General features: G+C 48.8%; 12 protein-coding genes and 2 pseudogenes. 13 read left to right on the forward strand and 1 reads right to left on the reverse strand.

Going from position 1 to position 14,338, the window contains the following annotated elements; all coding sequences use genetic code 11:
- The first annotated feature begins 8 nt into the window (after positions 1-8).
- The 11 genes and pseudogenes from ATN88_RS28955 to ATN88_RS16770 all read left to right on the forward strand — a co-directional run bounded on the left by ATN88_RS28955 (position 9) and on the right by ATN88_RS16770 (position 11,890).
- On the forward strand, positions 9-359 hold the full coding sequence (locus ATN88_RS28955; RefSeq protein WP_408607713.1) for a TOBE domain-containing protein: 351 nt from the start codon (positions 9-11) through the stop codon (positions 357-359).
- A 204-nt stretch (positions 360-563) separates the two neighbouring features.
- Positions 564-1,100 (forward strand): hypothetical protein, encoded by a 537-nt coding sequence (locus ATN88_RS16725; RefSeq protein WP_067418418.1) that lies wholly within the window; start codon positions 564-566, stop codon positions 1,098-1,100.
- A 153-nt stretch (positions 1,101-1,253) separates the two neighbouring features.
- Positions 1,254-2,900 carry a pyridoxal-dependent aspartate 1-decarboxylase PanP gene (gene panP, locus ATN88_RS16730; protein ID WP_067418420.1) on the forward strand — a complete coding sequence of 549 codons (1,647 nt, stop codon included), beginning with the start codon at positions 1,254-1,256 and terminating at the stop codon, positions 2,898-2,900.
- Between the two features lie 109 nt (positions 2,901-3,009).
- Positions 3,010-3,987, forward strand: coding sequence for a LysR family transcriptional regulator (locus ATN88_RS16735; RefSeq protein ID WP_067418423.1), 978 nt, complete (start codon positions 3,010-3,012; stop codon positions 3,985-3,987).
- Positions 3,988-4,227: 240 nt separating this feature from the next.
- On the forward strand, positions 4,228-5,598 hold the full coding sequence (locus tag ATN88_RS16740; RefSeq protein WP_067418425.1) for a glutamine synthetase family protein: 1,371 nt from the start codon (positions 4,228-4,230) through the stop codon (positions 5,596-5,598).
- Between the two features lie 9 nt (positions 5,599-5,607).
- Positions 5,608-6,992, forward strand: a pseudogene (locus tag ATN88_RS16745) (aldehyde dehydrogenase family protein).
- 9 nt (positions 6,993-7,001) lie between these two features.
- Positions 7,002-8,161 (forward strand): annotated as a pseudogene (locus tag ATN88_RS16750) (iron-containing alcohol dehydrogenase).
- A gap of 9 nt (positions 8,162-8,170) precedes the next feature.
- Positions 8,171-8,881: a glutamine amidotransferase-related protein gene (locus ATN88_RS16755; RefSeq protein WP_067418427.1), complete on the forward strand. Its 711-nt coding sequence runs from the start codon at positions 8,171-8,173 to the stop codon at positions 8,879-8,881.
- Between the two features lie 43 nt (positions 8,882-8,924).
- A complete protein-coding gene (locus tag ATN88_RS16760; protein WP_067418429.1) occupies positions 8,925-9,491 on the forward strand; it encodes a TRAP transporter small permease subunit in 567 nt (188 codons plus the stop codon).
- Positions 9,488-10,810, forward strand: a complete 1,323-nt coding sequence (locus ATN88_RS16765) for a TRAP transporter large permease (protein WP_067418431.1) — start codon at positions 9,488-9,490, stop codon at positions 10,808-10,810. Before ATN88_RS16760 ends, ATN88_RS16765 begins: the two co-directional genes overlap by 4 nt.
- A 93-nt stretch (positions 10,811-10,903) precedes the next feature.
- Positions 10,904-11,890, forward strand: coding sequence for a TRAP transporter substrate-binding protein (locus tag ATN88_RS16770; protein WP_232313347.1), 987 nt, complete (start codon positions 10,904-10,906; stop codon positions 11,888-11,890).
- Positions 11,891-12,369: 479 nt separating this feature from the next.
- Here the strand turns inward: ATN88_RS16770 and ATN88_RS16775 are convergent, their stop codons facing one another.
- Positions 12,370-12,771, reverse strand: coding sequence for a hypothetical protein (locus ATN88_RS16775; protein ID WP_067418434.1), 402 nt, complete (start codon positions 12,769-12,771; stop codon positions 12,370-12,372).
- Between the two features lie 218 nt (positions 12,772-12,989).
- Here ATN88_RS16775 and ATN88_RS16780 point away from each other — a divergent pair, with 218 nt between their 5' ends.
- Both ATN88_RS16780 and ATN88_RS16785 read left to right on the forward strand, forming a co-directional pair.
- Positions 12,990-13,979 (forward strand): 2-hydroxyacid dehydrogenase, encoded by a 990-nt coding sequence (locus ATN88_RS16780; RefSeq protein ID WP_067418437.1) that lies wholly within the window; start codon positions 12,990-12,992, stop codon positions 13,977-13,979.
- A gap of 106 nt (positions 13,980-14,085) precedes the next feature.
- Positions 14,086-14,334, forward strand: a complete 249-nt coding sequence (locus tag ATN88_RS16785; RefSeq protein WP_067418439.1) for a DUF3297 family protein — start codon at positions 14,086-14,088, stop codon at positions 14,332-14,334.
- Positions 14,335-14,338: the final 4 nt, after the last annotated feature.

The following is a 14,338-nucleotide window of genomic DNA, read 5'->3' on the forward strand; positions in this document are numbered from 1 at the left end:
GTCCCTCGATGAACATTCTGCCGGTTTCAATCGAAGATGGTTTCCTCAAACTGGAAAACGACAGTGTGCTCGGACAAACAACCATTGCCGATAGACCTGCGTACGTCGGCCTTCGTCCTGAACATTTGCAGATTGCAGAATCACCGGAATCACAATTACTTTCCATGGATGTGACGTTAACTGAATCGCTCGGCGCGGATCTCTTGGTCTATGGCACCTTATCGGGTACTTCTCTGACGATGACACTTCGTCTTGAAGGACATGTTCATGTCGAAGATGGCTCTACATTACCCCTTACCATTGAAGACAAAAACATCCATTTTTTCGATAGGGAGACGGAAAAGCGCATCGAGATTTAACTCAGCACAATCCCGTCCAATGACGAGACATTTGCAGTCCACACGTAAACTCACTGTTGGAAAGTGTGGACTGCCTCAATTTGCTAATTTCACGCAAAATTTTTGTTTTCTTTCCAATCTCACTAACATTACCATTACAGCTATAAAAAACTTCCGCGCCCACATCGCCGGAAAATAAACTTCCGACTCAAAAGGATTTAAGTAATGCGTCGTTCAGCCTATATTTTTCTTACTCTTCTCTTACCCGGCGTAGCGTTTGCTAAAGACATCAACGATATTGATACACTGTGTGCTTCTCAGAAGTATCATAACTACATCGATGCCTCGATTAACTGGTACGAAAGCCTCGTAGACTTATCAATCCAAAAAGACGCGAAACTTCAAAGTGTTGCAACCTGGTTCTTGGACGGTCGCCGCAACCATTTCTTGCTGAACGAAGCAGCGTTCGATTATTACTTGGAGAATGATCCAAGCAAGCTGAATTTCGACGCACCGGTTGAGTCTTGGTTGAACCTGACACAAGAAGACGTGAAAGCACTAAGCCAATCCAGCACACCTCTCGCGCCTCAAGCAGAGAAAGTGTTTAACTTCCGCCAAGGGGAAGCGCACAAAGGCAACTACGACCTTCGTTCGGCATTGGCAGATTTGCTCAGTCATCCAAAAGAAATTGAAGTACCGCTGCAAAAATACAACGGCGAAATGCAAAAATTGGCCGAAACCACTTGCGACAAATCTGCGTAATTTACCCCTAGGAAAAGCAGCATAGCCCTGCTGCTTTTCCCAATTCAGCGTTTAATCCACTGATATTTAGACAGTACCCTTATCAATTCTGAGTTGAATAATCGGCTCCCATCGTGTAATTCTTTCGCACTACTCTTTGAGAACGTACCCCGGATGGTTAGAGATACAAAGAAGGCAGAGGCGTCTTTAGAAAGCCTTCAACGCATTTTCACGGTTCCAGAAGCCCCGAATTCAACACTAGGAAGCATCGAGCAGGCGATTTCGCAAAACCTCAATCGCTTCTTGCAAGACCATATCGCGGCGACTGATCGCTCGCTGACTGATATCGAAAAGGACTTCAGTAACCCCGCGATCCCTGAGCAGCCAACATTCGTTTCAGACCACACAGAGTTCCTGCTCGATAAATTGGTTTCTCAATCTGTCCATACATCCTCACCGCGCTTTATTGGGCACATGACGTCCGCCCTTCCTTATTTTCTGATGCCACTATCAAAAATCATGATTGGCTTGAATCAGAACACGGTGAAGATTGAAACATCAAAAGCCTTTACGCCCCTTGAGCGACAAGTGCTTGGCATGCTGCACAAACTCATTTATTCGCAGCCAGAGACGTTTTACGAATCTTGTATGCACAGTGCTCATCATTCGCTGGGTGCATTTTGTTCCGGTGGCACCATCGCTAACATCACCGCACTTTGGGTGGCAAGAAACAGCGCACTCAAGCCAGATGACAACTTCAAAGGCGTGGCGGAAGAGGGTCTGTTTCGTGCCATGAAGTACTATGGCTATGATGACCTAGCAATTTTGGTGTCTGAACGTGGACATTACTCACTGAAAAAGTCCGCGGACGTATTAGGCATAGGTCGAGAATCACTCGTTGCAGTGCCGACGGATGCCAACAACAGAATTCGACTGGATAAGCTAGAAGAAACCATTGCCGAGCTTAAAGCACGCAACGTGAAGCCGTTTGCCTTAGTTGGTGTCGCTGGCACCACAGAGACAGGCAATATTGATCCTCTAGATGCCATGGCCGACATTGCAGAGCGTGAAGGCATGCATTTCCATGTCGATGCAGCTTGGGGCGGCGCGAGCTTAATGTCGAACAATCAGCGTCCAAAACTGAAAGGCATTGAGCGTGCAGATTCAGTGACTATCGACGCGCACAAACAGCTTTACGTTCCTATGGGTGCGGGAATGGTGATTTTCAAAGACCCTTCACAGGTGTCTGCCATCGAACACCATGCGGATTACATCCTGCGAAAAGGCTCAAAAGATCTGGGTAGCCACACTCTAGAGGGTTCTCGTAGTGGTATGGCAATGCTGCTGTTTGCTTGCCTTAATATCATTGGTCGAGAAGGTTATGAATTGCTTATCGACCAAAGCGTAGAAAAAGCGAGCTACTTTTCCAACTTGGTCGCCAACCGAAATGATTTTGAATTGGTGACTGAGCCTGAGCTTTGCCTGCTCACCTATCGCTATGCGCCTGACGCAGTTCAAAAAGCCTTGGCGCAAGCAACGCCTGAAGACGTTGAACAACTCAACGCACTGTTGAATGACCTCACCATTTTCATCCAAAAGCGTCAACGTGAAGCAGGCAACACCTTCGTGTCGCGCACCACGCTTAAGCCTGAAAAATATGGTCGACAAGCGACCAGTGTGTTTCGCGTAGTGCTCGCAAATCCGCTGACGACGCAAGAGATCCTTCAGGAAGTGCTAGACGAACAGCGCGCGATTGCAGAAACCAGTACCATCGCGCTGCCGCAGCTGTTAGCAAAAGCTGAAGAAATCCTCACTCGATAGTGTCTGTAAGCATCAAATGAAAGAGCCGCTTTTTGCGGCTCTTTTTTTCGTCCTTGTAAATCAATGACTACGCTAAATATCAAGAGTTGTTGATTCAAGGAAGATAGGCATGCGGTCTCTGGGGTTTGATTTAAAAGCGTTGGATGTGTTCGTCACCACGGCAAAAACAGGCAACATGACCGTCTCCTCCCAACAGCTTAATCTCTCGCAATCCGCTGTATCACAAATCCTCAGTAACCTCGAAGAAAGCCTTGGTGTAAAGCTACTTGATAGAAGCGTCCGCCCCATTGCCCTCACTGTCGCAGGTCGTTACTTCTACGACCAATCTGAGCACCTTCTCGAGCAGGCAAACAAAACCCAGCGCGTTATCTCTCGCGGCAGTTTTGATAGCTTGCACTTAGTGAGAATCGCCATGGTGGACTCGCTGGCAGCGACCGTTGGAAAGCCTCTAATTGACGTTATCAAAAGCCACACGGAAAACTGGTCGATGATGACAGGCTACTCACACCTCCATCAGCACGGGCTGTTGAGTCGTAGTACAGATATTATTATTTCTGATGATGTGCTGGAGAAAGAAGACAACTTAAAGCGCTATCAGATACTGAAAGAGCCCTTCGTGCTGGTTCTTCCCCGCGCTTACGCCAATAAGTTTCCTGAAGTGTGCAAATCCCTGTTCGCATTAAGTAAACACTTGGATATGGTGCGATACAGTGAACAGAGCCTCATTAGCCAAAGCATCGAGACATATCTTCACCAACAAGGTCTCGAAGTGCCAAATCGTATGCAGTTCGACAATACTTTCGCAGTGTTGTCTGCGGTTTCACAAGGGTTAGGTTGGACGCTGACCACCCCGCTGTGCCTGATGCAAGGCGAAGTTTTTCGCCATCAACTTAGCTGTATTTCTCTCCCAGAATCAGACACTTTCTTTCGCTACTTAACCCTCATTTCACGCAGAAACGAGCTCGGAGAGTTGCCAGAAAAGCTCGCAGACGGGGCATGTAAAATTCTGCGCCAACACTTTCTGGCCAAGGTTCGCCAGCATTACCCTTGGCTTAACGAGAAAATCCGTATCGGTAAATACGCCTAAACTCACACTATTAATTTTGCTGATAGTAGTGTCTTACACAGCGTGATTGTTGTGGCAGATTTTTTGTTCCCTCACCTACCTTAATTTCATCAGTTCGTTACCGATCGTCAGACTCTGGTACCAAGCAATGTGCTTCAGCCTGTTTCGACTATCGTTTGGTAATGGTACTGCGTTTTCTAACTCAGCCAGTCACCACAAATTTGACTCTCACTCAGGGAAACCAAAGACGCAGGAGCGAATATGGATGCGCGCGAAGTAAAAACAGTGGCGGATGCCAAAGCCATTGTGGAAGAACGAAAGCTCACTCACGTTAAAGTTGGCCTATTCGATAACGACGGCGTCATGAGAGGCAAATACATGTCCAAGGAGAAATTCTTTTCTTCTCTGGAAGGTGGATTTGCCTTTTGTGACGTCGTTTTGGGTTGGGACGTAAAAGACCAACTCTATGACAACGCAAAATTCACAGGTTGGCACACCGGCTACCCTGATGCACCTGTGCGTATTCTCCCTGATACTTGCCGAGATGTGCTCGATGAGGACGGCATGGTGCTGTTTATCGCAGAATTTGAAGGTGAAGCAGAATCCGTTTGTCCCCGCGCGACACTGCGCCGCGTTTTAGACAAAGCTGCAGACATGGGCTTTGATGCCTTCGCTGCCTTTGAGTACGAGTTTTTTATCTTCGATGAAACACCGCACTCAGCGCGTGAAAAAGGTTTTCGCAACTTAAAGAACATTACGCCAGATTGGTTTGGCTATTCGATGATCCGAAACTCAACCTACTCAGGATTGTACAAAGCGATTTTGAACATGGGTGAAACCATGGATTTCCCCATCGAAGGTATTCACTCCGAGACAGGCCCAGGCGTCATCGAAGCTGCTATCGCGGTGGATGGTGCGAAAAATGCAGCCGACAAAGCGGCTTTGTTCAAAACTTACATGAAGGTCCTCGCTCAGAAGAACGACATGATGGCGACCTTCATGGCGAAGTGGACCAACGATTACCCCGGCCAAAGTGGTCACATCCATATTTCACTGCGTGACAAGGCGACGGGGAAAAGTGCATTTTTCAAAGAAGATGCAGAACTCAACATGAGCGACGTTCAACGCCACTTTCTTGCGGGTCAGCAGCTTCTCATGCCCGAGTTCCTCTGCATGATTGCGCCGACGGTAAACAGCTATACACGCATGATCCCCGGCTACTGGGCACCCACAGATGCCACTTGGGGTGTAGAAAACCGCACAACGTCACTTCGCGTCATCCCCGGTTCAGACAAATCTCAGCGTATTGAGTATCGTTTGGGAGCAGCCGATGCCAACCCTTACTTGGCATTGGCCGCAGCACTTGCCTCTGGCTTATACGGTATCGAGCACAAGTTAGAGCCCCATGCGCAAATCAAAGGCAATGCGTACGACATGACGCACGATGAAGCGTTACAGCTCCCTCGTACACTTTGGGAAGCTGCCCAATCCTTCAAACAATCTGAAGCGGCCAAAGCCATGCTGGGTGACGCGTTCGTAGAACACTTCGCCGCATCTCGTGAGTGGGAAGACAGAGAGTTCAGAAAGCACGTTACGGACTGGGAACTCGACCGCTACTTCGAAATTATTTAGGACATCAACATGGAACGTTTTCAAACGATTACACCTGTCGATGGCAGCGTGTACGTGGAAAGGAATTTCGCCACGCCCTCAGAGATTGATCGCGTATTAGGTGCCGCGCATCGTGCGCAGGCCGCTTGGCAAGATCAGCCGTTAGAAGTGCGTCAGTCGTTTTGTCGAGAAGCGGTGAAATGTTTCGTCTCTCACCAAACCGAAATCGCTGAAGAAATCTGTTGGATGATGGGACGTCCAGTTTCGCAAGCACCGGGCGAAATTGCAGGGTTTGTTGAGCGTGCGATGCACATGATAGACATCGCGCCTGAAGCCTTAGCTCCGATTTACTTACCCGAGAAAACGGGATTTACACGCTATATCAAGCGTGTCCCATTGGGGACGGTATTTGTCGTTGCGCCATGGAATTACCCTTACCTCACGGCGATTAACGCCATCATGCCGGCTCTGTTGGCTGGCAACACCGTAATTCTGAAGCATTCTGCTCAAACACCGCTTTGCGCCGAACGCTTACAACAAGCATTTCAGGAAGCTGGTTTGCCGGAGGGCGTATTCCAGTATCTTCACCTCACGCACGCTGATACTGAAAAGGTGATGCAACATGATCTGATTCGCCATGTGGCGTTTACGGGATCAGTACCGGGCGGCAAAGTGGTTGAACAGGCTATCGCAGGACGATTTATCAGTGCAGGTCTTGAGCTTGGCGGCAAAGACCCCGCTTACATCCGTGCCGATGCCAACATAGAACAAGCCGTAGAAACCGTAATAGACGGAGCATTTTTCAACTCAGGCCAATCCTGTTGCGGCATGGAACGCTTATACGTTCACGAGTCCATCTATGACGACGTCGTTGATATGTCCGTTGAGCTAGTGAATCAGTATCAACTTGGACGTCCTGATGATACATCAACCAATCTTGGGCCTTTGGTTCGAACAGCTCAGCAGATTTCGTTCGTGGACAAGTGGATGAAGCCATAAGACAAGGCGCCAAAGCCCTCATCTCTTCCCAGCATTTTAAAAGTAACCAGTTAGGTACGCCTTACCTCGCGCCACAACTCTTGGTTGATGTTGACCATTCAATGCGTGTCATGACAGAAGAAACCTTCGGCCCTGCGCTCGGCATTCAAAAAGTCAAAGACGACTACGAAGCCATTGCGCTGATGAACGACAGCGAATTTGGCCTAACCGCTGCGCTATTCACGCAAGATATTGACGAAGGTGAACGGTTAGCCGACAGCGTGGAAGCCGGAACCGTGTTTCTCAACCGCTGTGATTATCTTGATCCTGGACTCGCGTGGGTTGGCGTTAAAAACAGTGGCCGCGGCTGTACGCTTTCTCAAATCGGCTTTGAACATCTTACTCGTCCTAAATCTTTCCATATTAAGCACGGTTAGGAGCGAAACATGTCTATTTCTCTCTGGAACTACCCTACCGCCATGTCTTGTGGTGTGGGCGCGTTAAGCCAATTGCCGACCACCTGCGAATCGCTCGGCATCAAACGTCCTTTACTCGTGACCGACCCAGGCATTGCGCAGTTGCCGATGACAGAGCAAGCGCGGTCAATGTGTTCGCATCAAGGTTTGGCGATTGCTCTGTTTAGCGATGTGCAAGGCAATCCGACTGGTTCAAATGTTGAAGCGGGAAACAAAGCCTTTGTGGATGGAAACCATGATGGCGTGATCGCGCTCGGCGGTGGTTCAGCATTGGACTGCGCCAAAGCCATTGCACTTTCAGCGCGACAAGATGTGTCTTTGTGGGATTTCGAGGATATTGGCGATAACTGGACGGCCGCAGATGCAAGCAAAATTGCACCTGTTGTTGCGCTGCCAACCACTGCTGGTACTGGCTCAGAAGTCGGCCGAGCATCAGTGATCACCAATGAAGATGAAAAGCGAAAAATCATCATCTTCCACCCAGACATGTTGCCCAAACAGGTCATACTTGACCCAGAGTTGACCCTCGGCTTGCCTCCACATATCACCGCCGCGACTGGCATGGACGCTCTGTCCCATAGCCTCGAAGCATTATGCTCGCCAAGTTATCACCCAATGGCGGAAGGCATTGCGATTGAAGCATTCGTTTGGTGAACAACTTCTTGCCGGTCGTTTTCCAAAACGGCGCAGATAAATATGCACGCATGCAAATGCTCGTCGCATCAAGCATGGGCGCAACCGCATTCCAAAAAGGGTTGGGTGCCATGCACGCAATCGCGCACAGTCTGGGCGCACGTTATAACGCACACCACGGGCTGCTGAATGCCATTTTGATGCCCTATGTGTTAAACGCCAATCGCACCAAGATAGAAGAAAAGATGATGCGTCTTTCCAGCTACTTAGCATTGGAAGGGACGGGAACCGATGCCGTGTTGCATTGGGTGCTGTCGTTGCGCTCGAGTCTTGGTATTCCTCACACATTGGCAGAAATCAATATCAATGACAGTGAGGCCGCACTTATTGGCGACATGGCGAGTCGTGACCCGTCTGCAGGCGGAAATCCGATCCCATTCACCCCTGAAGAATACAGCCAGATTTTCTCCGATGCCGTACACGGAAAAGGTTTATAGCGAGGCCTTATGCGCATTGGCATTTTACTTTGTGATGATGTGAAACCTGAGTTGCAGGAAAAGCATCAAAACTACCCGGATATGTTCGCGGGGATCCTGCTAAATGCAGATCCCTCACTCACGTTGCGATTCTACCGCGTGATGGATTTTGAATACCCTGTGGATCTGGCTGAAAACGATGGCTACATCATTTCAGGCAGTCGATACAGCGTGTATGACGACCACCCATGGATTAAGCAGTTTGAAGCCTTTGTTCGCGAGCTTTACGACAACAAAATCCCCACCGTAGGCATTTGCTTTGGTCACCAAATGATGGCGCAAGCCCTCGGCGGAGAAGTCACACGCTCGGAGAATGGTTGGGGCGTGGGTATTGCCACCAGCGACTTCACTCAGTCGGCCAATTGGATGGGTAACACCAAAGGACAGTTTTCCTTGGTTGTCAGTCATCAAGATCAGGTTTCTCGATTGCCAGAAGGCAGCCAAACCTTTGCCAGCAGTGACTTTTGCCCTATCGGCATGTTTACCGTAGACAACCACTTTCTTGCGATTCAGGGGCATCCCGAATTCAGCCGCGCTTATTCATTTGATTTGATGGAATCGCGGCGAGATCGAATTCCTGAACGTGTTATCAACGCAGGACAAGATTCATTGAAACAAACCACAGACAGTGACGATGTCACTCGCTGGATGCTCGATTTTCTCGCGCAGGCAAAGCAGTGAATAGTGTGGAATAGCAAGCTCTTAAAAGGACAGGTGTAACGATATGGACTCCAGGCGACCCGAAGACGATGGCAGCTTAGCGTATTTGCCATCCGCGCTCGCAGCCTACGTCAGATTCGTCGAATCGATTAACTACTACGTTGGTCGATTCGCGATGTATCTGATTTTCGCTATGCTCGGCATTTTGATTTACTCATCCATCACCAAAACCTTCTTTCTCCCCTCTCTTTGGACGCTTGAAATGGCGCAGTTTGTGATGGTGGCGTACTACATGTTAGGTGGCCCCTACTCCATGCAGCTCAACGGCCACGTTAGGATGGATTTGATGTATGGCAGTTGGAAGCCTCGCACGAAAAGGCTGGTTGACTGTTTTACCGTGCTTTTCTTGATCGTCTATCTCGGCGTTTTACTTTACGGCGGCATTTCCAGCACCACCTATGCGTTGGAGTACGGCGAGCGAAGCTATTCAGCATGGCGTCCTTACATGGCACCAATCAAGGTCACCATGTGCATCGCTATTTTCCTCATGTTGTTGCAAGCAACGGCGGTCATGCTCAAAGACATCGCCCGTTTGCGCATGCCTAGAGACCAACAGGAGGACGTGCAATGAGTTATGAAATGATTGCCCTTCTGATGTTCTCCAGCATGATGATCATGCTTTTAACGGGTCAGCGGGTTTTTGCGGCTATTGGGGCCGTCGCAGTCATTGCGTCTTTGCTGCTTTGGGGCGATGGCGGCTCAGAGATAGCATTTGGCGCAGCGATGAAGCTGATGAAGTGGTATCCATTGCTGACGCTCCCGCTTTTCATCTTCATGGGATACATGCTGTCTGAATCAGGGATAGCCGACGATCTTTACAAGATGTTCCATGTTTGGATGGGGCCAATTCATGGCGGCCTCGCCATTGGCACGATTCTCTTGATGGTGGCTATTTCAGCAATGAACGGCTTGAGCGTGGCAGGTATGGCCATTGGTGCCAGTATTGCGCTTCCTGAGCTATTGAGGCGAGGCTACGACAAAATCATGGTCACGGGCGTAATACAGGCCGGTAGTTCGCTCGGGATCCTTGTCCCGCCCAGCGTCGTTTTGGTTCTGTACGGCATGATTGCGCGTCAGCCTGTTGGACAGCTTTGGCTTGCAGGCGTTTTCCCTGGTCTGCTGATGGCTACCATGTTCATCATCTACATCGTTGTGCGCTGTAAAATGCAGCCTCATCTTGGTCCAGCCCTTTCCAAAGAAGAGCGTAATGTGCCGTTTGCAGAGAAGCTCAAGTTGCTGCAAGCGGGCATTCTCCCTCTGGGGATCTTCTTCTCAATGACAGGTCTTTTCTTGATGGGTATCACCAGCCTTGTTGAAAGCTCCGCGGTTGGTGCCACAGCAGCGACGCTTGCCGCCATCATCAAACGGCGACTGACGAAAGAGGTGATGGAGAACACGCTCCGTAAAACCCTCGCGGTTAGCTGTATGTTCATGTGGATTATTCTCGCTGCGCTATGTTTTGGCGCAGTCTTTGACGGGCTCGGAGCCGTTAAAGCGATCGAAGCCTTCTTTGTCGATCGCTTGGGATTAACGCCATGGGAAATCCTGATCCTGATGCAGCTTTCGTATCTCATCATGGGCACATTCTTAGACGATACGGCGATGCTGGTTATCGTTGCGCCGCTTTATGTGCCTTTGGTCAAAATGCTCGGCTTCGACCTGATTTGGTATGGCGTGCTCTACACCATCACCTGCCAAATCGCATACATGACGCCGCCATTTGGTTACAACCTGTTTTTGATGCGCGCGATGGCACCACCAGAAGTGTCACTGAGCGACATCTATCGATCCATAGTCCCTTTTGTACTCATTATGATTTGCGCGCTGGCAATCGTTATGGCTTTCCCACAAGTCGCCTTGTGGCTGCCTGATTGGCATTACAGCCGATAGCGGATGCAGATTTAGGACGGAAAAAGGAAGCATCTTTTCAATGAACTGATGCAAACACCCAAACTCACAGTTACGTGGAATAAGGATACCGTTATGAGCAATAGACGCGACTTTTTGAAAAAAGCCGGTATGGTCAGTGCAGGTAGTGCAACCGCCATTCTTGGTGCACCTGCCGTGGTCTCAGCGAAAGAGCCAATTCGCTGGCGACTACAAACCTATGCGGGCCCAGCACTGGCAGAACACGTTATCAAACCTGCTGTTGATGCCTTCAACATCGCGGCAAACGGTGAAATGGTGATCGAGCTGTATTACGCAGACCAACTTGTACCGACGGGTGAGTTGTTCCGCGCGATGCAGAAAGGCACCATTGATGCGGTTCAAAGTGATGATGACTCAATCGCAGCCCCCGTTGATATCTCAGTATTTGGCGGTTACTTCCCTTTCGCTACGCGTTACAGCCTTGATGTGCCAGTGTTGTTTGAAGAATACGGCCTCAAGGAAATCTGGCAAGAAGCATACGGCGAAGTAAAAGGCGTGACATGGCTAAGCGCAGGATCGTGGGATCCTTGCCATTTCGCAACCGTGGATCCCATTCGTAGCCTGGCAGACTTAAAAGGTAAGCGTGTATTTACCTTCCCGACTGCAGGTCGTTTCCTTTCGCGCTTCGGCGTAATCCCTGTGACCTTACCTTGGGAAGATGTCGAAGTGGCGGTGCAAACGGGCGAATTGGACGGCATTGCATGGTCAGGCATCACCGAAGACTACACCGTTGGCTGGGCTGATGTAACCAACTACTTCCTGACCAATAACATTTCAGGGGCGTGGTGTGGTTCGTTCTTTGCGAACTCAGAGCGCTGGGATGCACTGCCAGACCATCTTAAAGTCTTGTTTAACATGATGATGGATATGTCCCATTACTATCGTCAGCACTGGTACTGGGGCGGCGAAGCGAAACTCAGAACCCAAGGTACCAAGATGCAGCTTACTACCATTCCAGATGATGAATGGCGTCAGGTTGAACTTGAAGCTATAAATTCTGGGACGAAGTTGCTGAAACCAGCCCACGTAACGCAAGGGTGATAGAGATATTCAAAGAGTATGCAGGGGTGATGGAGAAAGCTGGGAAGCCTTATCGCTACTCGTAGCTAAGCCTCAATGTGGAAATAAAAAAGCGGCAAACCATGGCCGCTTTTTTGTTCTTCAGGGAAAGTCAATTCACTCGTGCTTAAAATGAAAAAAACCAGTGCGATAGGCCAATACCGACACTGGTTTCCCTCGTGTTTTAAGCTGACGGCGATTTAACTCCGCCCTCTCATTAATTTCCTTCAGTTGAATAAAACCAAACAGAAAGAAATGAAAGTCTTTGGTTCAGAATCAGTCTGTAAGTGGCGGCCATGCATTACTGACTGATTTTGAACACGAGGCCTAATTTAGTATCTGATGAATAAGAAAACTGTGAGGCTATCCAGAAAGTTTCCTTATTAAATAAAGAGATGCAGTAATTTTGCGAGCCAAGTTCAACCATGGAATCGATATCACACGACTTCACTACCTTCTGGTCATAAAGCTGTCACAAAGTCCGTTGCGCACTCCGCTCTACCTAGCTCGTAGACACGTAACTCACGGATTTCACGTCTTTTTTCGTTCCATTGCCGAATGGTTTCTTGACGATTTTTGCCCCTTCCCATCTCACTGAATAAGAAACGGTCAACGGTGTGATTAAAGGCTTGAAGATCCATTTGCTCTTGGTAAACGACACCCATGTATTCGAACGCAATGCCTTTTTCTTTGTTGCTGCCAACCACAGTAAACCGTTGTAACGTATCGAGTGCCGACTCAAGCTCGCAATTGACAATCTTAGATTCAGCCTCAAACAGCGCACCGTGAACACCATAGCTTGTGGCGAAAGTACAACCATTCAGCACCAACGCAACACCAAGCACTGTAGCGATTCGTTTCATTGTATGTCCTTTTAATCCTTGAGTTTTCTTCAAGCGGCAATAGTAAATCTAGCAGCAATTTTCACGCCATGTTTGGACGTCCCTCGCCAAAACGTCAAACTAAGTTTTTAATAATTCGCATTCTCGACAATTGAAGAATCCCCTACCCTCGCCCACATTTTCACTATGTCGGTTTATTCACGAACTTAGTTTTTCGACTACAAAAATGAGGGTCCCCAATGAGAGTGGCTGTATTCAGTGCAAAGTCCTACGACGAAATTTCTTTTAATGCCATGAACCCGAAGTTTAACCATGACATCAGCTATTTCGATTTCCGTTTAACCGAGCAAACCGCGGCACTATTACAAGGCTTCGATGCTGTCTGTGCGTTTGTGAATGACGATCTTGATGCCAATGTGCTTAAAGAGCTTTCCAGTCATGGCGTGAAAGTGATAGCCATGCGCTGTGCAGGTTACGACAAACTGGATGTTGAAGCGGCTAAGGCACTAAACATTCAAGTGATGCGTGTTCCTGCCTACTCACCAGAATCAATCGCAGAACACACCGTCGGTTTGATGCTGAGTCTTAACCGCCATATTCACCGCGCGTACCAACGCACACGCGATGCGAATTTTAATCTTGAAGGCTTAACCGGATTTAACTTCCACAACCGAACCGCTGGCATTATTGGCACCGGTCGAATTGGGATTGCGACGCTTCGCATCTTGAAAGGGTTGGGAATGAACTTGCTGGTTCACGATCCGTATGAAAACCCAGAGGCAGTTGCTTTGGGTGCGAAATACGTCTCTTTGGATGAACTCTACGCACAGTCTCACGTTATTTCCCTACACTGCCCGCTGATGAAAGAGAACTACCACATGCTGAACGCAGAAGCCTTCGGCAAAATGCGTGATGGTGTGATGATCATAAACACCAGCCGTGGTGGTTTACTCGATTCCCAAGATGCGATTGAAGCGTTAAAAAGTCGCCGCATCGGGGCACTGGGTATCGACGTGTATGAACACGAGCAAGACTTGTTCTTCGAGGACAAATCAAACGATGTGATTCAAGACGATGTGTTCCGCAGACTGTCCGCTTGCCACAACGTGCTCTTCACCGGTCACCAAGCTTTCTTGACCGAAGAAGCACTTGGGAACATTGCAGAAACCACGCTCACTAACCTTCAGGCGTTTGAACGCGGTGAAAAGTCAGGCAATGAAGTGTTCTAAGCCGTTAAAGTGAACAATTTGGTGTAGTTTCATGTTTTTTTCAAAGTGCGTCTTGATTGGTTCTAGACTACAATGACGCGCTTTTTACTTATTACAGGTCAAGATTATGAACGACACTACTTCGCAACCAGCTCTGCCAGATCGTCTGTCTGGTAACCCACGCAGCCCACACCACGTTGCTGAGTGTTTCCAATACGACATCGGTATCATGTTCAACGGCAAAGAGCGTTTTGACGTTGAAGAGTACTGCCTGAGCGAAGGTTGGATCAAAATCCCTTCACCTAAAGCTCTAGACCGTCGCGGTCAGCCTCTTCTGATCACTCTGAAAGGCAAAGTTGAAGCTTTCTACAAATAAGCTT

Source organism: Enterovibrio coralii, from assembly GCF_001559595.1.
GTDB classification, from domain to species: Bacteria; Pseudomonadota; Gammaproteobacteria; order Enterobacterales; family Vibrionaceae; genus Enterovibrio; species Enterovibrio coralii.

Excerpts from the sequence above, each read along its gene's own strand:
- ATN88_RS28955 (WP_408607713.1), top strand. The coding sequence starts at position 9 with ATGAACATTCTGCCGGTTTCAATCGAAGATGGTTTCCTCAAACTGGAA.
- ATN88_RS16725 (WP_067418418.1), top strand. The coding sequence starts at position 564 with ATGCGTCGTTCAGCCTATATTTTTCTTACTCTTCTCTTACCCGGCGTA.
- panP (WP_067418420.1), top strand. The coding sequence starts at position 1,254 with ATGGTTAGAGATACAAAGAAGGCAGAGGCGTCTTTAGAAAGCCTTCAA.
- ATN88_RS16735 (WP_067418423.1), top strand. The coding sequence starts at position 3,010 with ATGCGGTCTCTGGGGTTTGATTTAAAAGCGTTGGATGTGTTCGTCACC.
- ATN88_RS16740 (WP_067418425.1), top strand. The coding sequence starts at position 4,228 with ATGGATGCGCGCGAAGTAAAAACAGTGGCGGATGCCAAAGCCATTGTG.
- ATN88_RS16755 (WP_067418427.1), top strand. The coding sequence starts at position 8,171 with ATGCGCATTGGCATTTTACTTTGTGATGATGTGAAACCTGAGTTGCAG.
- ATN88_RS16760 (WP_067418429.1), top strand. The coding sequence starts at position 8,925 with ATGGACTCCAGGCGACCCGAAGACGATGGCAGCTTAGCGTATTTGCCA.
- ATN88_RS16765 (WP_067418431.1), top strand. The coding sequence starts at position 9,488 with ATGAGTTATGAAATGATTGCCCTTCTGATGTTCTCCAGCATGATGATC.
- ATN88_RS16770 (WP_232313347.1), top strand. The coding sequence starts at position 10,904 with ATGAGCAATAGACGCGACTTTTTGAAAAAAGCCGGTATGGTCAGTGCA.
- ATN88_RS16775 (WP_067418434.1), bottom strand. The coding sequence starts at position 12,771 with ATGAAACGAATCGCTACAGTGCTTGGTGTTGCGTTGGTGCTGAATGGT.
- ATN88_RS16780 (WP_067418437.1), top strand. The coding sequence starts at position 12,990 with ATGAGAGTGGCTGTATTCAGTGCAAAGTCCTACGACGAAATTTCTTTT.
- ATN88_RS16785 (WP_067418439.1), top strand. The coding sequence starts at position 14,086 with ATGAACGACACTACTTCGCAACCAGCTCTGCCAGATCGTCTGTCTGGT.